General features: G+C 54.2%; 20 protein-coding genes and 1 pseudogene. 11 read left to right on the top strand and 10 right to left on the bottom strand.

Translation table 11 applies throughout. The features are described from left to right. The first annotated feature begins 478 nt into the window (after window positions 1–478). Window positions 479–1,150, top strand: a complete 672-nt coding sequence (locus ABLN94_RS23705) for a hypothetical protein (protein WP_352997058.1) — start codon at window positions 479–481, stop codon at window positions 1,148–1,150. 102 nt (window positions 1,151–1,252) lie between these two features. Here ABLN94_RS23705 and ABLN94_RS23710 read toward each other — a convergent pair whose 3' ends face one another. The 3 genes from ABLN94_RS23710 to ABLN94_RS23720 all read right to left on the bottom strand — a co-directional run bounded on the left by ABLN94_RS23710 (window position 1,253) and on the right by ABLN94_RS23720 (window position 4,254). Further along, entirely contained in the window at window positions 1,253–1,507 is a 255-nt protein-coding gene (locus tag ABLN94_RS23710; protein ID WP_352997104.1) for an SH3 domain-containing protein, read from the bottom strand. A 595-nt stretch (window positions 1,508–2,102) separates the two neighbouring features. Then, the gene (locus ABLN94_RS23715; protein ID WP_352997060.1) at window positions 2,103–2,405 is read right to left on the bottom strand and encodes a hypothetical protein; all 303 of its coding nucleotides are present in this window, start codon (window positions 2,403–2,405) and stop codon (window positions 2,103–2,105) included. Window positions 2,406–2,418: 13 nt separating this feature from the next. Beyond that, window positions 2,419–4,254 (bottom strand): S8 family serine peptidase, encoded by a 1,836-nt coding sequence (locus ABLN94_RS23720; RefSeq protein ID WP_352997062.1) that lies wholly within the window; start codon window positions 4,252–4,254, stop codon window positions 2,419–2,421. Window positions 4,255–4,406: 152 nt separating this feature from the next. Here ABLN94_RS23720 and ABLN94_RS23725 point away from each other — a divergent pair. Then, window positions 4,407–4,677 (top strand): annotated as a pseudogene (locus tag ABLN94_RS23725) (DDE-type integrase/transposase/recombinase); the annotation flags it as partial. A gap of 60 nt (window positions 4,678–4,737) precedes the next feature. Here ABLN94_RS23725 and pcaQ read toward each other — a convergent pair. After that, a complete protein-coding gene (pcaQ, locus tag ABLN94_RS23730) occupies window positions 4,738–5,679 on the bottom strand; it encodes a pca operon transcription factor PcaQ (RefSeq protein WP_352997064.1) in 942 nt (313 codons plus the stop codon). Window positions 5,680–5,776: 97 nt separating this feature from the next. Between pcaQ and pobA the strand changes: the two genes are divergently transcribed. The 8 genes from pobA to ABLN94_RS23770 are packed head-to-tail and all read left to right on the top strand — an operon-like array spanning window position 5,777 to window position 12,291. After that, entirely contained in the window at window positions 5,777–6,946 is a 1,170-nt protein-coding gene (pobA, locus tag ABLN94_RS23735; RefSeq protein WP_352997065.1) for a 4-hydroxybenzoate 3-monooxygenase, read from the top strand. Next, on the top strand, window positions 6,946–7,755 hold the full coding sequence (gene pcaD / locus ABLN94_RS23740; protein WP_352997067.1) for a 3-oxoadipate enol-lactonase: 810 nt from the start codon (window positions 6,946–6,948) through the stop codon (window positions 7,753–7,755). Before pobA ends, pcaD begins: the two co-directional genes overlap by 1 nt. Beyond that, the gene (gene pcaC / locus ABLN94_RS23745) at window positions 7,728–8,105 is read left to right on the top strand and encodes a 4-carboxymuconolactone decarboxylase (RefSeq protein ID WP_170496792.1); all 378 of its coding nucleotides are present in this window, start codon (window positions 7,728–7,730) and stop codon (window positions 8,103–8,105) included. The genes pcaD and pcaC overlap by 28 nt, the downstream gene beginning before the upstream one ends. Before the next feature lie 50 nt (window positions 8,106–8,155). Beyond that, complete coding sequence (gene pcaH, locus ABLN94_RS23750) at window positions 8,156–8,884, top strand: protocatechuate 3,4-dioxygenase subunit beta (RefSeq protein ID WP_352997069.1); 729 nt, start codon at window positions 8,156–8,158, stop codon at window positions 8,882–8,884. A gap of 2 nt (window positions 8,885–8,886) precedes the next feature. Next, window positions 8,887–9,507 carry a protocatechuate 3,4-dioxygenase subunit alpha gene (pcaG, locus tag ABLN94_RS23755; RefSeq protein ID WP_352997071.1) on the top strand — a complete coding sequence of 207 codons (621 nt, stop codon included), beginning with the start codon at window positions 8,887–8,889 and terminating at the stop codon, window positions 9,505–9,507. 60 nt (window positions 9,508–9,567) lie between these two features. Next, window positions 9,568–10,404: a 3-keto-5-aminohexanoate cleavage protein gene (locus ABLN94_RS23760; RefSeq protein WP_352997073.1), complete on the top strand. Its 837-nt coding sequence runs from the start codon at window positions 9,568–9,570 to the stop codon at window positions 10,402–10,404. A 3-nt stretch (window positions 10,405–10,407) separates the two neighbouring features. Further along, window positions 10,408–11,226, top strand: a complete 819-nt coding sequence (locus ABLN94_RS23765; protein ID WP_352997075.1) for a universal stress protein — start codon at window positions 10,408–10,410, stop codon at window positions 11,224–11,226. 3 nt (window positions 11,227–11,229) lie between these two features. Next, window positions 11,230–12,291, top strand: coding sequence for a 3-carboxy-cis,cis-muconate cycloisomerase (locus tag ABLN94_RS23770; protein ID WP_352997077.1), 1,062 nt, complete (start codon window positions 11,230–11,232; stop codon window positions 12,289–12,291). Window positions 12,292–12,494: 203 nt separating this feature from the next. On the opposite strand, the gene ABLN94_RS23775 is transcribed toward ABLN94_RS23770, so the two are convergent. The 6 genes from ABLN94_RS23775 to ABLN94_RS23800 form a co-directional block, all read right to left on the bottom strand. Further along, window positions 12,495–13,850, bottom strand: coding sequence for a TRAP transporter large permease (locus ABLN94_RS23775; protein ID WP_352997079.1), 1,356 nt, complete (start codon window positions 13,848–13,850; stop codon window positions 12,495–12,497). Between the two features lies 1 nt (window position 13,851). Beyond that, window positions 13,852–14,370: a TRAP transporter small permease gene (locus ABLN94_RS23780; protein ID WP_352997081.1), complete on the bottom strand. Its 519-nt coding sequence runs from the start codon at window positions 14,368–14,370 to the stop codon at window positions 13,852–13,854. Window positions 14,371–14,373: 3 nt separating this feature from the next. Then, window positions 14,374–15,423, bottom strand: a complete 1,050-nt coding sequence (locus ABLN94_RS23785) for a TRAP transporter substrate-binding protein (RefSeq protein ID WP_352997083.1) — start codon at window positions 15,421–15,423, stop codon at window positions 14,374–14,376. 334 nt (window positions 15,424–15,757) lie between these two features. Then, window positions 15,758–17,482: a thiamine pyrophosphate-requiring protein gene (locus tag ABLN94_RS23790; protein ID WP_352997085.1), complete on the bottom strand. Its 1,725-nt coding sequence runs from the start codon at window positions 17,480–17,482 to the stop codon at window positions 15,758–15,760. A gap of 39 nt (window positions 17,483–17,521) precedes the next feature. Beyond that, on the bottom strand, window positions 17,522–18,442 hold the full coding sequence (locus tag ABLN94_RS23795; RefSeq protein ID WP_352997087.1) for a ketopantoate reductase family protein: 921 nt from the start codon (window positions 18,440–18,442) through the stop codon (window positions 17,522–17,524). A 29-nt stretch (window positions 18,443–18,471) separates the two neighbouring features. Beyond that, window positions 18,472–19,920: an aldehyde dehydrogenase gene (locus ABLN94_RS23800; protein ID WP_352997089.1), complete on the bottom strand. Its 1,449-nt coding sequence runs from the start codon at window positions 19,918–19,920 to the stop codon at window positions 18,472–18,474. Between the two features lie 207 nt (window positions 19,921–20,127). On the opposite strand from ABLN94_RS23800, the gene ABLN94_RS23805 reads away from it, so the two are divergent. Continuing rightward, entirely contained in the window at window positions 20,128–20,880 is a 753-nt protein-coding gene (locus tag ABLN94_RS23805) for an IclR family transcriptional regulator (RefSeq protein WP_352997091.1), read from the top strand. Window positions 20,881–20,927: the final 47 nt, after the last annotated feature.

The raw sequence follows: 20,927 nt of genomic DNA on the forward strand, positions 1-20,927 counted from the left end.
ACGAATGACCTCGGGACTGGTCTTGAAGTACTTGAATGGCGATTGTGTAATCATACGCGAAGGCTATGAGAGCACCCCGCCCGCCTCAAGCCAAGTTCTTCTGACAAGGCCTTAGTGACCGTTAAGCTATAATGAGGGGCTATTCAGGCGGCACGATGAAGTCGCTTGATGCCGCCCCTTGATAAACTTGGGTATTCGGTTGGCACTATTCAATTTTGGCAGACGTTAAGAAACTTAAAGCCAGAGCATTCCCGGTTTCCTAGCTCGGGCTAACCTCCCTCTTAACTGAAGTGGGCCCCCTATACTTTTTTCGTCATACCCAACTGAGGTGAGTTACTCTCGATTTTTTGAAAGTTTTTATTCGTTTTTTCAGCTTCTTAGCGGAAATTCTTTGGTTCTAAATGTTGGACGTTCAATGGTTCCTTTAGCAATATAATTCTGGGACTTTCTTTGGTTGCGCAGCGGGTGTGAGCTCGAAATGACTTATTACAGCTATAATTTGACTGCTGGTGCCGTGTCCGAGACCGTCAACCTTAACCATTTTGGCGCCAACTTTCGAAACATGTTTCCCAATATAGGTGATGCTTTCGACCTATTGAGTGTCACGCATCTACGTTGCCCATCTGGCAGTGCCCAAGAGGAAGACATTACAAATCTCATTGATGGGCAATTAAATCAAAAGCTAACTGAGTTTCTGGAGTGGACCGTTGAAAGAGGAACAACTTTTACCTTGAGCATCCCAGTAGGGGACAAACTGGCAACCCAATCTGAAATGACTGACTTCGTCAGAGCAATTTACGCAAAGCTGGGTCCAGATGGACATCTGCTGAAGACAATTGAGGTAAGCAACGAATACTGGGGCTTCCAGGAAGCATGGGAGTACGGCAGAGACGCCGCTTTAGCGACAGAGTATCTCGCCAACGCATACTCGACATATAATGCGGAAGTTCGGTCAATCGGCTCCCACCTACCAAAGTATTTGCGCATGCGCAGCTCTTGCAATCAGTCTCTGTGGCGTCTGATTTGTTGCGCAAAGATCGACCTGCGAAGTTTGGTTGGGAAAGCCTGCTGCGGGCTGCGACTTGCCGATTGCGCTCGCAGCATCGCAGACGAACGGAAACTGCAGGAAAGGGCTCTTCATAGCCCTTGAGCCTGATCAAATCTCTAGATGAAAGGCCAGTAGAGCTGAAAGGAAGTTTCCCATCGGCATTTAACGGGTGTCGCCAAAACGACAGCGCTATTCACTAATGAATCAGATTTTTCGCAAATATGCCCAGGAGACATATCCCTTTAGCCCACGCGCGCGCTGCAAGGACACACGGCACCAACGCGTGCCGCCGGTCTGCTCGCAACTGTGAACTCGTAGTGCGGTTCCATTTGGAAGGCCCACGATCACGTTGAAACCTATTCCAGGTCCTGCACGCAATTTCAGCATGTCTCCATCTTCAACACCAAAAACCTCGTATCGTCCAAGAGAAGACGCCGCTGCAGATTCAACTTCGACAATGGTGCCTAGGAAAAATGCTGCTATGGATATGAAGATTGCACTACGTAACACGTTAACCTGCCTGTTGCCTCAACTACAATCATAGCGCCTCAGATCATCCAGCGAAACTATCTGACGACAGAATACGCACTTCTTGACCTGCCATTGAAGCTAATCTCAACTCTGGTGGAAGTCTGGTGTGGGTTTGATGCACCAATTGATGCATCCCTCAGATAGCGACCGTTCAGAGCTCTGAATAACCGGTGCTGCACACTGTCTAGTCGTCTGCAATTTTTTGCGAAGTCGCCTTTTCGACGGTTAGGCAGTCAACACTCGGCGACCACTGAATAATGTTTGTGCGGGTGACGAAATTACCCGCAGCGACTGTACGAATCCCGTTTGCAATCTACTTCGCCAGATCACCAGTTCCGCTGATGCTAAGTTTGCGACAGCCCTCTCAGTTAGCGGCAAACTGATCGGCATCAAACGCTTATCCAATTTTCTCAGGTAAAGTTGACGCTGACTCTCGAATGGTTCAACCAAAACTGATCGCTGGTCGAACTGACCTAGAAAGATGCTCTGAAAGGTGAAACACATTTAGCGTTGTGACCTTAAATCACTCGATGTTTGCACCATTCTTAGGTGCCAAGCGGACTGGTGCCTCAATTCGAACGACACCGGGAAACGTCGATGCGGCAATCAGCGCTGGTCGGGGCAATGTCGCAACCGTTGCACCGGGTCCCGCGCTCAAGACAGCACCTCCCAGCGTTTCTAATTGAACGTTTAGCGCGTCCACGTCAGTGTGAGAACTCAAAGTCAGAACAACGGTACGCGCCTCTTGCGATTCCTCGCCTTCGCACCAATCCCGTAGTTCGGCCGAAAGCGGTCCACGTCTGGCAGATTTGGTGCTGAATACCATGGCGTTTCCTTTCTCAGACACCCAGAGGGTAGTTCAAAAGAGCCTCAACGTCGATTTTCCCGTACCCGAAACCCGCATTCCACACGGGTCCTGTGTCTGCATCTCGCTGAGCCGTGGCGCGCAGGCGAAGCTGGATATCTTCCGGTGCAAGGCCAGGTTCCTGCTGTAACATAAGTGCGATGACGCCAGTTACAAACGGTGTCGCCATGCTTGTTCCCTGGATCGAGATATACTGACCTCCGGGAAGCCGACGCGCTGCATACCTGGCGTCCGTCGCCATTTGACTCCCCCCGGCCAGAGCCGCTACAATGTGCTGACCCGGTGCTGCAATATCGGGCCGCTGCGCGCCGTGCCGCGCAGGGCCGTGGCTTGAAAACGGCGATATCTGACCAACGGCAAGGTCTGGCAACGCGGCATCACCTGGAAGAATACCCGCTCTGCTGACAAACGAGGCCACCGAAATTGCTCGTTCCTCGGTGGCCGGCATACCGATGCTAAATCTAGATGACGTCTGAGACATGAAAATGTCGCGAGAAAACGCAAAATCATCAGTTTGTCCCCAAGCGTGAACGGTCCCTACCCGAACCTTGTGTGCATGCAACCGCAACCGCCAGCGCCGTCCTAACCTGCTGGCAGCGACCGCAAAGGACAGGTTGATATCACGGTTGAGTTGGTCTTCACGTAAGTCCGCCCGAAAGGCTCCGGCATTCGTTTGCTGTACGGAGCCATCGGGGATAGTTTCGACCCCGTCAGCATCTATGACACTGATATCAACTTCATCGCCACGTGGTATCCAGATATCAAGGAACTGCAGACTGTCGCGAATGGTAAACTCGATATCCAGATCCTGTCCCTCCACCAGTTGCCCGTCAAAGTGAATCCTGTCTTCCGCTTCGTTTCCTGCGGCGACGACAACGATGCGTCCCGGCCCGGTTTCCTGCTGGATAACGTTTTCAATGGCGGCCGTGCCGTCATGCGGCCCAATATGACCACCCAGCGACAAGTTCACGACAGCAGGTCGATCGCCCGCACGGTCAAAGATTCTGCGAATACCTTCGATGATGTGCGTGTCGTGCAGTGTATCCGAGCGCACGCCCATCAGCGTTGCCTGTGGCGCTAGACCATGAAACTGGGCACCTCCAGCTCGCCCGTTTCCCGCTGCGATGGACGCGCAATGCGTTCCGTGACCGTGCGGGTCACCGTCTGGTACATTGGCACCAGCCGACAAAGCCGCATTCAAATCCGATGCCGAAAATTCGGAGAACGTATCTGATCCAGTGCTGGGATCGTTGACAGCATGCAGGAACATATCAAGCCGTGTCGTCCCATCGGCATTACGAAAGTCATTATGCCGCCAATCAGTGCCGCTATCGACAACACCGACTACAACCCCCTGCCCCCGCAGCGTTGGGTGGGTCGCATGAGCGGTATCGGCGCCCGTTACCGGGCCTCGGGCCTCATCAAGACGAAGTTGCATGCGGCGCGCCTGTTCGGCTCGCTTGAGGCCCGGCAATTCCGACAAAGCTAAAAGTCGGGCGGGAGGGACATTCGCAAGGATGACCTGAGGCCCCTTTGAGAGAACCTCGCACCCCAGTTCCCCCAGGCCTTCAACAACAGCATCGGTCGCGCCAGTGGCAGCTATTAGCTTAAGAGTGACCTTGTCGGACGGCATAACCGCTTCAGGCCGTGCTGCCGCCAACCCTTTCAATGGCGGCGTTGCGTCAAGTCCAGGAATTGCTAAAGCCGGTGGGTGAGCCAGGGTTTCTCCTGGAAGTAAATCGGTAGGTTGCTCCGCCCGGGCCAGCTCCAACAGACTGCTCTCGAGCACTGAATGCCGTTTGGTAAGCATGAGAAAAATCCTTCTATCAAATAATTTAAAATACAAACTCCAATTATAGCACACTCCGCTATCGTCAGAAATGAGCGCGGTTGAATGGCATGCAATCGGGAGAAACGGTAAAGGAGCATAATGATACCCGCTGTTGCGAGTGCGGCGTATAGGTCGATCACACGACCCTGAACCGCTGGGTCGCGTCATATTCTGGTGTTTTTTGCAGAAGCAGCGCGTCACCTCAAAGGTTCCAGTGACCGCTTCTGGAGAATGGACGAAACCTAAATCTAAGTTAAAGACGCGTAGTTATTCCTGTGTCGAGCCGCCAGGAAGCACGGCAAGACTCTTGAATTCACGCTGTCTGAGCGCCGGAACAAAGCTGTGGCGACCAAGTATTTCGCTCGCGCACTCGAAGTAAAGGGTATCCCGCGCAAGATAGTCAGCCTGAATCCCACTACGATCCAATCTATGCATCAAATGTTTTAGTCGTGAGTGGGGCGGTCACTCTAAGAGAGCGCTCCGCTGACCTCCAAATTCCAAACGTTCCAAAACGTTGTTCACAGCTATGTTGAACACTTGTGCCTGTGGTGATTGCACGTCATCCGGTCTGCGCATCAGTCCAACTGGACCTTTGGTTATGGATGTGTCGAACGGCAAGGCGACCAAATGACCATCAGAAATTTCATTTGCGACAACGCCAGCCGAGATAATCCAGATTGCATCCGTATTTCGGGTATATACCCTGCCAAAGGCGCCTGAGACGGTTTCCAGCCGATTGGTAATTTCTCCGACTCCATGTGCTATTAAGTAACGGTCAATGAGTGGGCGAATGGCTGACCCGACCGGCGGGTATATTAACTGCCACTCGCCAATCCTCTTGAGATCGGGTGCGGACAAGATCGGATGGCCGGCGCGCACCACGAATTCGACTTGCTCTTCATAAAGGTGAGTGAAGGAAATCCCCTGCATGGAATCTGGTCGCCCCAGACGGCCGATCACTAGATCGATATCGCCGAGGCGCAACCGCTCTAACAGGTAGCCGTGCGGACCGTCAGTTATGCTAAGGTTGGTGTTTGGTGCCAATTCGCGGAATTCAGTCGCCACCGCTGGCATAAGGCGCGCGGCCACCGAAGGCAGGGCGCCAACAGACAGTTTTGTCGTACCCTTGGTACCGACCTGCTCAACACCCGACAAACCCTGTTGCAATGCCGCCAACGACATCTCAGCAAAATGCAGAAACACCTCGCCCTGCCTGGTCAAGGCCACACCTGAGCGACTCCGCGTTAGCAAGGTCGCACCGAGGATCTCCTCCAGCTCTTTCAAAGTTTTGGAAATCGCGGGTTGCGTCAGGAAGAGCTTTTCCGCCGCGATCTTCAGACTTTGTTCTCGGCAGATTTCCACAAAACACTGAATGTGACGGAACTTGATACGACGATCGACCATTTACTTTCCATATACAGAAATTAAAGCGAACATAAGATCATTTTACATACGCGTTTTTGGCAAGCAATATCTTCCCAAGGATTTTCGGAGGATCGCAATGCGTACCCAAGTCGCTATAATCGGCGGTGGCCCGTCGGGGCTTCTGCTCAGCCAACTTCTCCATCAGAAAGGGATTGATACGGTCGTTCTGGAAAAGAAGACCAAAGACTATGTGCTGGGCCGTATTCGCGCAGGTATCCTGGAAACCGGGTTTGTAGATTTGATGCGCGAGGCTGGGGTTTCCGATCGGATGGATAAGGAATGCTTTGTTCACGATGGCGCCGTAATTTCCTTCGGCGACACGGAATTTAGCATAAATTTTAAGGACCTAACTGGCAGCCACGTTGTGGTTTATGGACAAACCGAAGTAACCCGCGATCTATATGATGCCCGAGAAGCATTGGACGGCAAGATTGTTTTCAACACTGACAATGTCACCATTCACGGCGCGGATACCGATACGCCTTTTGTGACATACACGACAGACGGCACCGAGCATCGCATTGACTGTGATTACATTGCCGGTTGCGACGGCTTCCATGGGGTCAGCCGTCAAACCATTCCCCTTACGGTGCGACGCGAGTATGAAAAACTCTACCCCTTCGGCTGGCTAGGCGTTCTTTCAGAAACCCCACCAGTGCATGAAGAACTGATCTATGCCTGCTCGGATCGCGGCTTTGCCCTCTGTTCAATGCGCAACGAAAATCTCAGCCGATACTACATCCAGTGTTCCTTGTCTGACAGCCCTGAGGATTGGACAGACGCTGCCTTTTGGACGGAACTCAAGCGGCGTATTCCCGCGAAGTATGCAGAGAGACTGGTCACAGGCCCGTCGATCGAAAAGTCCATCGCACCGCTGCGATCCTTCGTGACCGAACCCATGCGGTGGGGCCGTCTTTTCCTGTGCGGAGATGCCGCCCACATCGTACCCCCGACCGGTGCAAAAGGATTGAACACCGCCGCCAGCGACATTCACTACCTCTATAACGGATTGGTGCAATTCTACGAAGAAGCCGACCGCGAAGGTATTGACCGATACTCGGAAAAGGCGTTGGCGCGCATCTGGAAGGCGGAGCGTTTCAGCTGGTCCACGACCAACCTGTTGCACCGCTTCCCATACCAAAATGAGTTCGACCTAAAGATGCAGAGGGCAGATATCGATTTCTTGCGTGACAATCGTGAGGCGCAGTCGGTCTTTGCTCAAAACTATGTGGGCCTTCCCTACTGATGCAGATGGCGGATCTTCATACCGTGTGGCTAAATTGGCGCGAGGACGGCAACCCTGATGGGTTTCCCGTTGTCTTCGCGAATTCACTGGGCACTGATCTGCGAGTTTGGGACAAGATTGTGCATAGCCTGCCGCCCGAACTTCGTTTGATCCGGTTTGATAAACGTGGGCACGGGCTGTCGTCCTGCCCCGCAGGCCCCTACACGATGGAACAACTAGCGCAAGACGCTGAACAATTGCTTGACCATCTCGGCATCACGTCCTGCATCTTTGTTGGTCTTTCGATTGGAGGCATGATTGGTCAGGAGCTAGCCGCGCGCCGACCGGATTTGGTTCGGGCTCTGGTTCTGTCCAACAGCGCAGCCAAAATGGGCGAAGCGCAGATGTGGAGGGATCGCATCGCAGCAATACACCAAGGCGGGATCGAAGCGCTGGCCGATCCGATCCTCGATCGCTGGTTCGGCACTACATTTCGAACCCAGCCCGAAACCGAAGGCTGGCGCAACATGCTAATCCGCACACCAGTCGAAGGTTACATTGGCTGCTGCCAGGCCATCGCGGGGGCCGATCTGACGGACAGCACCGCTCAACTGCGCCTGCCCGTTCTGGGGATTGGCGGCAGTGAGGACGGTGCCTGCCCAGCTGATATAGTCCGGGCAACGACTGAGTTGGTGCCGAACGCCCGATATGTGGAAATCAAGGGCGCGGGGCATCTGCCGTGCGTCGAAAAACCCGAGGAATTTGCTGGTCTCCTGACCGATTCCTTGAAGGAGATACTAGGATGCGCGACCGATACAACGATGGAATGACAGTACGGCGCAGGGTTCTTGGGGACGATCATGTAGACCGTGCCGATGCGTCCAAGACCGATTTCGACGGACCGTTTCAGACCCTGATCACCGAAGGGGCATGGGGCACGGTCTGGGCCTCGGACGGGATCAGCGACCGCGAACGCTCGATGCTAACGCTTGCCTTGCTGGCGGCATTGGGGAATTTCGAAGAGATTCCGATGCATGTCCGGGCAACGGCGCACACGGGTGCCAGCAAACAGGATGTGCTGGAAGCGTTTCAGCACGTGGCAATATATGCAGGCGTTCCACGTGCCAACCACGCGCTGAAGCTGGCCAAGCAGACTTACGATGAAATGGAACAGGACTAACCGGGAAGCACGCGAACGTCCCAAATCAAGCCAAGAGGAGCCATCCGAATATGCCTAAACCTGGAGAGTTCTATCAGCGGGACCGCGAATGGCACCCCCCTGCCCTCACGCGTGATTACAAGACCAGCGTGTCGCGGTCGCCGCAATATTCGCTGATCTCGCTGCAAAACTCGGTCAGCGAAATCACCGGTCCGGTCTTCGGTCACAACGATATTGATCCGCTGGACAAGGATTTGATTTATAACTACGCCCAGCCCGGTGAAAGCGCCATCGGTGAGCGGATCATTCTGCACGGTCGGGTTCTGGACGAAAACGGCCGGCCTGTTCCGAACACACTGGTTGAGGCCTGGCAGGCCAATGCGGGCGGTCGCTATCGCCACAAGAAGGACACCTATCTTGCGCCTATCGACCCCAATTTCGGCGGGTGCGGTCGGACCCTGACCGACGAGGACGGCTATTACTATTTCCGCACCGTCAAACCCGGTGCCTACCCCTGGCGCAATTGGGTCAACAGTTGGCGGCCAGCGCATATTCACATGTCAATTTTCGGTACTGGTTTTGCACAGCGCCTGATCACCCAGTGTTATTTCGAAGGTGATCCGCTGATCCACAAATGTCCGATCGTCAATACCATTCCCGATCCAGAAGCAATCAACCGGCTGATCGCACCACTGGATCTGAATGCCACCATTCCCCTCGATACCATCGCCTACAAGTTCGACATTGTGCTCAGGGGCCGACGTTCGACCCTGTTCGAAAACCGACTGGAGGGGAACTGATCATGACGCAGGAACTGAAATATCTGAAGGAAACCCCCTCGCAGACAGCCGGGCCTTACGTCCATATCGGGCTCGCCCCTGGGGCAGCGGGATTTGACCTTTACAAGCAAGAACTGGGCTGGGACATCGCCGGACCAAACGCCAAGGGTGAGCGCATTCGCATCGAGGGTATTGTGATTGACGGCACAGGCAGTCCCGTCAAGGACGTGCTGCTTGAAGCTTGGCAAGCCAATGCCGATGGCAATTACGCCCACCCCGAAGGCGGTGGCGACGTCGAGCAAGGATTCCGCGGCTGGGGTCGCGTGATCACCGATTTTGAAACCGGAGAATGGGGCTTCAACACCATCAAGCCCGGGTCCACCCAGGGTCGCAACGTCGGCACTCAAGCACCGCACATCAACCTCTGGATCGTCGCCCGCGGCATTAACGTTGGCCTGAATACACGTCTTTACTTCGACGACGAGGCTGAAGCCAACGCCGCCGATCCGGTGCTCAACCTGGTTGAATGGGAACGTCGCCGCGCCACTCTCATTGCGAAACGCACGGAGCGCGACGGGGCGGTGGTCTACCGCTTTGACATCAAACTCCAGGGAGAAGACGAAACGGTCTTCTTCGATATCTGAGCCAGTCAGCCCGCCTTCCGGCAATGCCTAGGTGGCGGGCCCATCAACAAGGGCCACCCCATGACCAAACCCTGCATCATATGCGTAGCCATCACCGGTTCCCTGCCAACCAAGGCCAACAACCCGGCTGTTCCGATCAACGTGGAAGAACAGATCGAAAGCACTCAGGAAGCTTTTGAGGCCGGGGCTTCGATTGTGCATGCACATGTGCGAAATGACGACCAGACACCATGCGCAGACCCCGAGAAGTTTGCCCGTCTGAAAGAAGGGCTCGAAAAGCACTGCCCTGGCATGATCATCCAGTTCTCAACCGGCGGACGGTCCGGAGCTGGCCAGGCCCGAGGCGGGATGCTGCCGCTGGCACCCGACATGGCGTCGCTGTCGGTGGGCTCGAACAATTTCCCGACCCGCGTCTATGAGAACCCGCCGGATCTTGTGAACTGGCTTGCGTCTGAAATGCGTCAGTACAACGTGACCCCCGAGATCGAGGCCTTTGACCTCAGTCATATTCTTCAGGCCATTCGAATGCACGGTGAAGGTGTCCTTCCGGGCAAGCTCTATGTGCAATTCGTGATGGGGGTGAAAAACGCCATGCCCGTCGACCGCGACGTTTTCGATTTCTACGTGAAAACCATGCGAGACCGTGCGCCAGACGCCGAATGGTGTGCCGCCGGGATTGGTCCCAACCAGATTGTCGTGAACGAGTGGTCGATCGCTGCTGGCGGCCATACTCGCACCGGGCTTGAAGACAACGTACGGCTTGACCGTAACACCCTAGCGCCTTCCAACGCTGCCCTGGTCCGGCGTACAGTCGAACTCTGCGACCGCTACGAACGGCCCGTTGCTACATGGCGGCAGGCCAAAGAGATGCTGCAGCTTTCACCAGCCGGAGATTGACCGATGAGCACACGAAATATCCTTTGCACTTACAACGGCAAAGACACGGCCATCAGCAGTCTGCGCTATGCCATCAAGATCGCCAAGCATCACGACGGTTGGTTGACCGGAGTCGTGCGGCACGGGCGCCCCGTTCTGGAAACCCGCTTCGGCGGCCAGATTCCGAGGGAAGTCATAAAAACCATACACGATATCGACATAGCCAGGATTAAAGAAGTTTCGGATAGTTTCACCAGAGAAACCACTGCAAGCGATTTCGCAGAACGGTCTGAATTTGTTGAGATTAACGACGAGGAAGACCTAGCCTTGGGAAAATTCGCGCGCAGCTACGATTTAATCGTGACGGGTATCCCCGAAAACGAGGTGTCGGCAACTCATCTTGCGGCGCATCCGGACATAATAGCGTTGCACAGTGGTCGACCGATACTGATAGTTCCCGACGGATACGAAAAAGAAGGTCTGGCGGAAAACGCGGTCGTCGCATGGGATGGCAAGCGATCGGCCGCTCGCGCGCTTGGTGACGCCATGCCGATCCTTGAGGAGAAGGCAAAAGTGACCGTGCTCTGTGTGGGCAAATCCGCCCCGGACGGCACCGACCAACTTATCAAGAATCTCGAAAGACACGGAATTGATGCTAATCTGATCATTCGCCCCCGAGACCATTCCGTCGGCCACACAATTTTGAGCGCAACCCGGGAAGTGGGCGCGCAACTGATTGTCATGGGCGCCTACGAACATAGCAAGTTCTCCCACGATTTCTTCGGCGGTGCGACCACCGATGTGATCGCTGGTACCAACGTTCCGGTATTCATGTCACATTAAGTCATGACTGATGTTTTTTCCCATCCATGGCTCAGTGGCTTGTTCTCGGATTCAGAGATGCAGGAGATTTTATCTCCACAGGTCCAGCTCCATCATATGTTGGCAGTCGAAGCCGCGTTTTCCCGTGCATTAGGAAAAGTCGACCGGGTACCAGAGGACATCGCCGAAAGGGCGGCGATGCACATAACCGCCGCACAACCTGATATCGAACAGTTGCAAAAGGGTACAGCCAGCGATGGGCTCGCTGTCCCTACCTTGGTGCGGAACTTGAAGGAGGGCTGCCCAGAGGTACTTCACCCAGCGATCCACACTGGCCTGACATCTCAAGACGTGATCGATACGGCCAAAATTCTGTCTCTCAAAGTTCTATTGCCGATACTGGATGACCGGCTGTCAATGCTCAGCAATTTTCTGACCCAGCTCGAAAAAGCGCAGGGAACGAATAAGCTGATGGGACGCACGCGCATGCAGGCGGCAATGCCGATCACCGTGACTGACCGGTTGCGAAGCTGGCATTTACCGCTTGCAGATCACCGGGAAAGGCTTGAGCAGCTAAAACCCAGACTTCTTTGTCTGCAACTTGGTGGCGCAGCAGGCGATCGTGCCGCTCTGGGGCCTCATGCCCAAGAGATTGCAGTGCAAATGGCCAAAGACCTTGGCTTGGAAAATCCTGTCGCAAGCTGGCACAGCCGTCGGGACGCAATTGTCGAGTTTTCAAACTGGTTATCGCTGGTCTCCGGAACGCTCGGAAAAATGGGTCAGGATGTGTCATTGATGGCCCAACAGGGCGTGGACGACATAGCTCTTAAGGAGGGCGGTGGGTCTTCGGCCATGCCTCACAAACAAAACCCTGTTCTGGCTGAGCTTCTGGTGACGCTTGCCAGGTTCAACGCGGTTCAGATTTCGGGAATGCATCAGGCTTTAGTCCACGAACAGGAACGATCCGGAGCCGCCTGGACACTAGAATGGATGATCCTGCCACAGATGATCGTTGCCACAGGGCGCGCGCTCAATGCCGGACTGGAACTCCTGAACCAAGTCGACCGGATCGGCTCCCCTACATAACCCTCTTTGTGTTCTTAGGTGAGTAGCGAAAGCTCGTGCCTTTCGATAGCTGAGAGCACAACTTTTTAAGTTATAAACAATCATCGACTTTTGCGGCGAGCTCACCGCTGGACAGAAAGCGCATTTGTCCATCATGCACCAGAAAGATAAGCCGGACACTGAAATACCTATGACGGCGTCCGGCTTTATAAGATCAGTTTTTCCTACCCGGACAACACTGAAGGCAACCAAAGCGTAAGCGCGGGAAAGGCGATCAGCACCGCGACCCGAACGATCTCGGCTCCAAAAAACGGAAGAACACCAAGAAACGTATCGCGCATTGGGACATCGCGGGATTGAGCGGAAATAATGAAAACATTCATTCCGACCGGTGGTGTGATCAACCCGAGCTCAACAACTATGAGCGCAAGTATCCCGAACCAGATCTTAAGATCCTCTGTGTCCATTCCAAAGGGCGAGTCAGCCGCCGACACGAAATCCCCGCCATTCATCTCGACCAGAACCGGCCAGAAGAAGGGTATCGCCAGCAGGATCATCGATAAACTGTCCATCAGGCAGCCAAGAAGGATCAGCGCAAAGAGCAAAACAAGCAAGGTGGTCATCGGGGCCAAGCCGGAATTCGCCATCCATTCTGCCATGGCTTGCGGCACCCCGCCGCGTGACATGAAAATCTTGAGCAGCTCCGCTCCAAGCAGGATCAGATAGATCATGCCTGCAGTCCGTGCAGTCTCCAAAAGCGCTTCACGTGCATCTTCTAGCGACAATTGCCCTCGGACCAGACCAAAGATTGCGACCATGACTACGCCAACGGCTGCCGCTGGTGTGGGATTGAAAAAGCCCAGATAAATCCCGCCGATCACGACACCAAAGACCAATCCAACCGGCAGAACATTCAAGGTTGCCGTAATGAACTCTTCACGCGAGGCGCTTTCCCCCTTCGGTCCCGACTGCGGTGAGATGAGCACATAGATCAGGATGGTCAGGATAAAGAACAGTACGGCGATTAGACCGGGTATCATCGCCGCCTTGAACATTGTCACGACATTAGCCTCGACAATGATTGCATAGATGATGAGAACCACAGACGGTGGAATCAGAATTCCAAGTACGCCCCCAGCCGCGATTGTCCCAGTCCCCAGCTTTGGAGAATAATTGTAGCGTTTCAACTCCGGCAGAGCGACACGTCCCATTGTCGAGGCTGTGGCCAGTGACGACCCGCAGACAGCGCCAAAACCGGCGCAAGCGGCAATCGCCGACATCGCCACACCCCCTCGCATCCAGCCAAGCCAGGCATTTGCAGCGCGAAACAAATCCGCGCTCAACCCTGAACGTGATGCAATCGCTCCCATGAGCACGAAAAGAGGAACAACCGATAGGTCGTAGATCGAAAACTGCCCGTAGGCCAAATCCTTGAGCTGGCTCATGACAATCATCGGGCCATTCAACAGCGCAATGCCCGCGCCGCCAACCACGATCATCGAATACGCGATGGGTACGCGAATGGCGATCAGGAAAATCAGAACCCCAAGGCCCATAAGACCTATTGTGATACTGTCCATTTCAATAGACCTCGCTTCTGCGCAGCTTCTGCAACGCGTCCTTCAGAGTGATCAGCGAGGCCACAAAGAGCAGCGCAAGCGATATCAATGCGGGAACGAAAGCCCACCAGATCGGAATTTCGAGGATTCCGGTGAATTCCTCATACTCGCGATAGTCCTGCAGACCGGCTCCCATGCGCCAGATCAGCAAGGCCGAGAATAGCACTGCAATCAACGCCGCAAAAAGTGACATCAAGGCGACCGAACGCGGGCCTGCGCGCATGGTGAAGATGTCAGCCGACACATTCGCACCAACAAGCTGACAGTACGGCAGGAAACAGAATGCAGCGATTGCAGCGCCCATCTCGGTCAGTTCAAAGTCACCGGGGAATGGTTTACCGAAAATCGCGCCAGCAAGGATTGACCAAGCATTGACCAGAACGACTGCGACCAAAACAAGCCCGCCTATAAGTGCCCAGCCAGTTATGAGGGTACGGGCGAGGCCAACAAGCCCCGCCTCTTTTTGCGTCGAGGTCGACATCGGTCAGTTTGTCGCCATGTTTTCATTGACCAGTTTGACCGCTTGATCGTACAGCGCCTGCCCGTCGATACCCTTTTCGTCCATTTCGGCGATCCAACGGTCGACAACCGGCGCTACGGCTGCTTCAAACTCTGCCCATTCGGCCTCGCTTAGCTGTACATGCTCATTGCCTGATTTGGTCGCAATACCGATCCCAAAGGCTTCAGCGCCGTCCCAGATCTCACCTACCTCAGCGTGCCATTCGAGACCCGAGTGGTCGAGAAAGATCTGTTGGATATCGGCTGGCAGGCTGTTCCAACGATCCTCATTCATGATGACCGAGAAGGATGTCGTACCAAGGCGTTTACCGTTCGGCCCTTCGATCTGATACTTGGTTTGCTCGTGAATCTTGAGTGGCGGAATAATCTCAAACGGTATCATCGCGCCGTCGATTACTTTCTTAGACAGTGCAACCGGAATTTCCCCCACCGAAGTTTTTACGGGATTTGCGCCAAGTGACTCGATAACCCACGCGCCTGTCCGCGATGGTATGCGGATCTTCTTACCGGCCAGATCGTCGGGCGAGCGCACTTCATCAGTTGCCATATGAAGTGCCTGGCCGCCATGCACATGCTGGAACAAGGGAACAACGCCTTTGAAATCCTTGCTCAGCTCACCTTCCTCGTACATTTTGCGCATCGCCTTGTTGACGGCGGCACTGCTGCCTTGATGAACACCAGGAAGTTCGAAAACCTCTGTCCGGGGAAACTGTCCGGCGGCGTAGGCATTCACGATCCACGCAATATCGACGACACCGTCGCGCACCTGCCGCGGAAGCTGGGGTGGTTTTCCACCTAGAGTCATGGATGGGAATATCTCGATTTTAATGCGCCCGTCAGACGCATCCATGATCTGTTGCGCCCAGGGTTCCAGCATCTGTGCGTGTGCCGGCGCCTTTGGACTCAAAAAGTGGTGAAGCTTGAACTCATATTCAGCCGCCCAGGCGAACGGCGCCACAAGTGCTGACATCGTAGTGCCCAAAGCGAAGTATTTCGCGCGTTTTAGAATACTCATGATCTCCTCCTGATCTACTTTTCTAGCAAGGCGCCCACCCCCGGGGATAGACAGCGTTGCGCTAATCGTGATTCACGGTCGCAAGGCCTGTGATGTTGCCGGATTGCTCCTCCACTTCGGCTTCACATTAGTATATTCATTAAATTGGCCAACAAAATTGAGGTTTTTTGAAATTTAGTTGCTGTTTCTGATAACAAAAACCCGTTTGCCCCAGAATAGTTGTACCTCGCCGAGTAAAACCTGCGAAGTTCGCAAGCACTTCTACCCGGCCAGTTCGTAGCTCCCAGGCAATCAATGCCTCCTCCCTGCGTTGTACGTGATGAATTTACCGGACTCAGTGCGACCCGGATCGAGCGATTGCAATATTCAGTAAAACTTGCCGCCTTTCCTCCGTTGCAACCCGGATTGCGCGATCCAGTGCGGCAGGCAACTCGTCGCCCGTCTCCACAGTTTCAGTGTAGGCACGGCTGGCCTCAGCTGTCTTGGTGAAATCTGGGCTGGGCTGCAACCGGGTCAGAGGAACATCATTGGCCTTTGCTGCAAGACCGCTCTGATACAACCCTTCGACCGAGTGACGCACCGCCCCCCATTCTTCGTTGTTGAGCACCAGAGTAATGACCGGAAGCTCCAAGGCCTCTGCAATCTGGTGACAGGCCGTTGGGTTGGAGAACATGTAACTGCCGTCACCCATCGTCGCAAACACCAGGCGGTCCGGTTCTGCCAGTTGTCCTCCCAAAGCAGCAGGCAACCCCCATCCAAGACCACCAGCATGGGGCTCTTGAAAGTAACTGTTGTGGTCTTCCAGATCGAGCGGCCCAAGCGGAAGGCCAAGTTCATGGAAAATTGAAACTTTCCGCCCCTTGATCGCCTTGCCGACACAAAGGCTGACCCACTCTTTTGTCATCGGTCCGCCAGCGCCTTTTTCAGCATTGGCAAGGACTGCATTGCGGTTGGCTTCGGAAATTTTGGAGACCCGCTTTCGACGAGCTGCGACGCGTTCTTTGTCGCGCGGTATACCGTCCATTGCGGTGATAAGTGCCTGCAACGTGTCTGATGTCTCACCTGCAAGTGTGACATTTGCCTGGAAGTTACGGATCGGGGTTCTGGAAAATAACGGATCGGGGCCAAGCTGAATGACAATCACATCGTCACGCAAGGCCACCTTGTCAGGCCACCATGGCGCCAGCGAATTGATTACTAGCACGACGTCCGCTTCGGCCAACATCGTCTCTGGATTCTGACCAATATGCATGGGATGCGAGAGCGGCAATGAGATTTGATTGGCCCAGTAGTGGCTCACTGGCAGCGCCCAGTCGGACACAAATTTGCCAAACGCGTCAAAAGTCTCATACGATCCGGTGCCACGCTGACTGATGATCAACGGGTTCTCTGCGTTGACCAATAACTCGGCTGCAGTTGACAGGGAGGCTGCGTCAGGCGCTGTGATCACTGGAGCCATGATCGACGGCTTATCCAGCCCAACGGGCGGTGTCTGCTGACACAATACTTCGCGCGGAAGGCTCAGATAGACCGGTCCTTTGGGTGTGGAATTGGAGATTGCCCAGGCGCGGTCAAACAACTCGGACAACTGTTCTGGAAATCGGAGCTCATAGTCCCACTTGGAAGTCTCCCGCACAAGAGCGGTCTGATCAAACATTTCCTGCCCCCAGCCGATGGGTACAGTACGGGCTCCGAACCGATCTTTTTCCATAACGGGCGTTCGCCCGGACATCATTAGCATCGGAATTTGATCGCAGTACGCGTTGATTGCGCCGGTCGCTCCATTCGAAAGGCCGACATTGGTGTGTAGCATGACCGATTGGATGCGGCCTGAGATTTGGTAATACCCGTGGGCCATGCCCATCGCCGCATGTTCGTGCGGGCAAGTGACCGGGATCGGCAAGTCGAGCTTCTTTTGCCGCGCTTCGATCAGCCCCTCAATGATCGGAGGAAAATCGGTGCCGGAATTCGCAAAAACATAGTCGACACCCAAAGCTTTGAGCTTCCCGAACAGGGCACCACCAGCAGTAATCGATTTCGTGTTCTCGTTACTATTCACTTTAGTATCGCTCCTTGCGACGGCTCTGAGATTTCCAGGTCACACATTCGCCTCAGCCGAGGTACGGCTTCTGACTCGTACCAAAGATGCCAACGCCGTATTGAGTGGCGCGGACAAATTGTTCTGCTCGGCCAGCCGTGCAACTTCGCCGCAGAGGCTATCTATCTCCGTCGGTCGTCCCGCCTCGATGTCCTGAAGCATCGAGGGCTTGTGTTCTGTGTGATGTTCCAAAGCGTGCCGGATCTGATCAATCACCTCGGAGTGACTCGCGGTGACGCCGAGCGCGTTTGCTACCGCGACAGCTTCGCCGGAAACGTCCGTTAGCAGTTTGAACATTTCAGGTTGCGACAAAGCCCCGACCCGAGCATCCGTCAGTGCGCAACTGGCATTCATTGCGCAATTGAAGGCCGCCTTTTGCCAGATAATCTGATCGGTACTATCCGTGACTTCGAGCGTAACCATATCCGTTTCTACAGCTGCGGATTTCGCGAACGCGAGACCGTTTTCCGTCAGAGACTTGAAGACGGCATAACCCTTGCCCTGCGACGCAACGTGCCCGGGCTCGATGAACCGGCCTGGCATCATTGTACATCCGTAAAGCACCCGGTCCGGAGGCACGATGGCGGCAATACGCTCTGCGTTGCCAAGACCGTTTTGCAGCGACAGAACATGAGCCCCTGCATCGATATGCTTTTGCACACCCGCAAGTGCAGCCTCGGTGTGGATCGTTTTCGTCAGCAGGATGATAAGATCGGGTGTTTCATCCGCTTCTTCGGGGCGAATGGCAGGGAGTTGCAGAACCTCAGTCCCCTTGGGGCCATCGATCCGCAAACCTTTCTTGCGAATGGCGTCGAGATGCGTGTCATTCACATCCCACAACGCCACATCGCGGCCAGCGATGGCAAGCAGCCCGCCAATGACGGAACCAAGTGCGCCTGCACCAAGAATTACAGTTTTCATTTCGCTATTCCCCGGTTTTTCGATCCAGCTCAAATCGGGTAGTGCTGTTCGGGATCTTCAATGGTGATCCAGCGCAACTCGGTGAATTCGTCGATAGCGGCGCTGCCGCCGAAACGACCGTATCCCGAACGCTTGGTCCCGCCAAACGGCATCTGGGCTTCGTCACCCACTGTCGGTCCGTTGATGTGGCAGATCCCGGTGTGAATCTGCTTTGCAACTTCCATAGCCCGGCACGTATTCTGGCTGAAGACCGAAGCAGTGAGGCCATATTCAGTGTCATTTGCAACTTTCACCGCTTCGTCCACGTCTTTCACGCGGATGATTGTGGTTACAGGACCAAAGCTCTCTTCGGAATAAATTGCCATATCCGATGTGACATGGTCGACGATGGTTGCCGGCATAATCGTGCCCTCGTCCGGTGCGCCGCCAGAGCGAACTATTCCGCCTTTGGCGACTGCATCGTCAATTAATGCGGCAGCGTGATTGATCGTATCTCTATCGACGACCGACGCGATATGAACCTTTTCGTTGGGCCTGCCTACCTTCAAAGTTTCGGCCCTTTTGGCAAACTGATCGGCAAATTCGTCCGCGATCGACTCCAACAGGATGATCTTCTCAGCCGACATGCAAATCTGACCCTGGTTCATAAAGGCGCCAAAGATGGCGGCATTCACGGCTGCGGGAATATCTGCATCGTCAAGCACGATCTGAGGCGCTTTACCCCCAAGCTCCAAAAGGCAAGGCTTTAGATGTTTGGCTGCGCGTTCGGCGATGATCTGCCCCACCTTGGTGGATCCAGTGAAATTAATACGTCGGGTCAACGGGTGATCGATGAGGGCATTGACGACCTCAGGCGCATCCTCGGCCGAGTGAGTTATGATATTCAGAACCCCAGGGGGGAGCCCACCTTCAGCCATCGCGTCACCGATTAGGCGGTGAAGGCCCGGGCATTTTTCCGACGCCTTCATGACTACAGCGTTGCCGCAGGCGATCGCCATGGCAAAAGACCGAACCGCCAGAATTACTGGAGCGTTCCACGGCGCCATACCGACCAAAACCCCAACTGGCTGGCGAAAAGCCATAGCCATGGTGCCCGGTTTGTCGGATGGGATAATGTCACCTTTGATCTGTGTCGTCATGGATGCCGCTTCGCGCAGAATGCTTGCCCCCAGCATCACGTTAAAACCTATCCAGGGGCCAGACCCGCCCGTTTCTTCTGCACCCAAACGCATGAATTCAGAAGCCTTGGCATCCAAAGCATCAGCGCATTTGTTCAAGACAGCGCGGCGGAGGTTCGGGCCCGTCTTGGACCATTCCTTGAATGCCGAGGCACAGGATTGAACAGCGCGTTCAACGTCCTCAGCGGTGCAAGCAGCTGCTGTTGTAACGATCTCTCCGGATACGGGGTTCCTTCTTTCGAACCAACCACCGGACACTGCGTTACTGTCAGTATTGTCGATGAACACGCCGACCTTCATGTTTTTTCCTTATCTCACTATGTGCAATTACTAGATTACATGATGAGCTAATTATAAATTTGGTGTCAAATAAATTTGTTTCCTCTCACTATGTGCAATATAAAAACACCTATGCGGGTTAATCCTAACTAAGCTTGCCACAAGTGCATGCTTGGTCAGCCCAATGAAACCGGACGCTAAAATCGGCGCATCATTCGGGAAGAAAAAATGGCGACAAAACTGAACGGTTCCGTTGTAAAGAGTTTCGAAATTCTGGGTCTATTTAGCTCCGAACGCAGGGAAATCTCTGCGAATACAGTTGCTGACGAACTAGGTATGACCTTGGCCACAGCGCACCGGTTTCTGACTACCCTTACGATAGTCGGAGCCCTCACCTCCTATCGGCGCGGGGTTTATTGCCTCGGCCACAGGATTGAAGAATTGGGTAGGTTGGAGCGGGAGACTAACCCGCTGGCATCGGTCGTGAAACCCATCATAACAGCGGCAAGTATTGATTTGAACGAATCAGTGATGGCCAGTCGGTTCTCACAAGGCGGCCCCATCTGCATGGCGGTGTCGCCGTCAAATCGACCCATAAACATTAACATTAAAGTCGGGACAATCCTGCCGATACACTCAACAGCGCAAGGAAAGATATGGCTTTCGACCCTTTCGAAAAAAGAGCGAACTGCGAGCCTAGCTGCGTATTCCTTAGCCGCACTTACCGAACAGACCGTTCAGGACAATGAAGGGTTGGAAAAAGAGCTAGACCAAATCCGAGCTCAGGGTTTCGCGTTAAATCGGGGAGAAAATGAACCCGATCTCGGCGCTGTCTCTGTTCCGGTATTCTCAGATGAGAAAAGGGTTTTTCTAACGCTTTCTACTTTCGGGCTTCTAAGCAGGTTCGACGATGCGTTCGTTGAAACTGCAGTTGAACGATTGAACCGGGCTGCAAGAGAAATTGTAGCAAATTGCACCTAGACGGCTCATTCAATGCCATTTTTTGTTGAGATTTTTGGATTGCAGAG

Origin of the sequence: Ruegeria sp. SCP11, from assembly GCF_040329455.1 — a bacterium.
Taxonomy (GTDB): domain Bacteria; phylum Pseudomonadota; class Alphaproteobacteria; order Rhodobacterales; family Rhodobacteraceae; genus Ruegeria; species Ruegeria atlantica_E.

Bases quoted from the DNA above. Each gene is read 5' to 3' on its own strand.
- ABLN94_RS23720 (WP_352997062.1), bottom strand. From the start codon at position 4,254: ATGCTTACCAAACGGCATTCAGTGCTCGAGAGCAGTCTGTTGGAGCTG.
- ABLN94_RS23785 (WP_352997083.1), bottom strand. From the start codon at position 15,423: ATGAGTATTCTAAAACGCGCGAAATACTTCGCTTTGGGCACTACGATG.
- ABLN94_RS23760 (WP_352997073.1), top strand. From the start codon at position 9,568: ATGACCAAACCCTGCATCATATGCGTAGCCATCACCGGTTCCCTGCCA.
- ABLN94_RS23715 (WP_352997060.1), bottom strand. From the start codon at position 2,405: ATGGTATTCAGCACCAAATCTGCCAGACGTGGACCGCTTTCGGCCGAA.
- pcaC (WP_170496792.1), top strand. From the start codon at position 7,728: ATGCGCGACCGATACAACGATGGAATGACAGTACGGCGCAGGGTTCTT.
- ABLN94_RS23795 (WP_352997087.1), bottom strand. From the start codon at position 18,442: ATGAAAACTGTAATTCTTGGTGCAGGCGCACTTGGTTCCGTCATTGGC.
- pcaD (WP_352997067.1), top strand. From the start codon at position 6,946: ATGCAGATGGCGGATCTTCATACCGTGTGGCTAAATTGGCGCGAGGAC.
- ABLN94_RS23800 (WP_352997089.1), bottom strand. From the start codon at position 19,920: ATGAAGGTCGGCGTGTTCATCGACAATACTGACAGTAACGCAGTGTCC.
- ABLN94_RS23805 (WP_352997091.1), top strand. From the start codon at position 20,128: ATGGCGACAAAACTGAACGGTTCCGTTGTAAAGAGTTTCGAAATTCTG.
- pobA (WP_352997065.1), top strand. From the start codon at position 5,777: ATGCGTACCCAAGTCGCTATAATCGGCGGTGGCCCGTCGGGGCTTCTG.
- ABLN94_RS23775 (WP_352997079.1), bottom strand. From the start codon at position 13,850: ATGGACAGTATCACAATAGGTCTTATGGGCCTTGGGGTTCTGATTTTC.
- ABLN94_RS23705 (WP_352997058.1), top strand. From the start codon at position 479: ATGACTTATTACAGCTATAATTTGACTGCTGGTGCCGTGTCCGAGACC.
- ABLN94_RS23765 (WP_352997075.1), top strand. From the start codon at position 10,408: ATGAGCACACGAAATATCCTTTGCACTTACAACGGCAAAGACACGGCC.
- pcaH (WP_352997069.1), top strand. From the start codon at position 8,156: ATGCCTAAACCTGGAGAGTTCTATCAGCGGGACCGCGAATGGCACCCC.
- pcaQ (WP_352997064.1), bottom strand. From the start codon at position 5,679: ATGGTCGATCGTCGTATCAAGTTCCGTCACATTCAGTGTTTTGTGGAA.
- ABLN94_RS23770 (WP_352997077.1), top strand. From the start codon at position 11,230: ATGACTGATGTTTTTTCCCATCCATGGCTCAGTGGCTTGTTCTCGGAT.
- pcaG (WP_352997071.1), top strand. From the start codon at position 8,887: ATGACGCAGGAACTGAAATATCTGAAGGAAACCCCCTCGCAGACAGCC.
- ABLN94_RS23780 (WP_352997081.1), bottom strand. From the start codon at position 14,370: ATGTCGACCTCGACGCAAAAAGAGGCGGGGCTTGTTGGCCTCGCCCGT.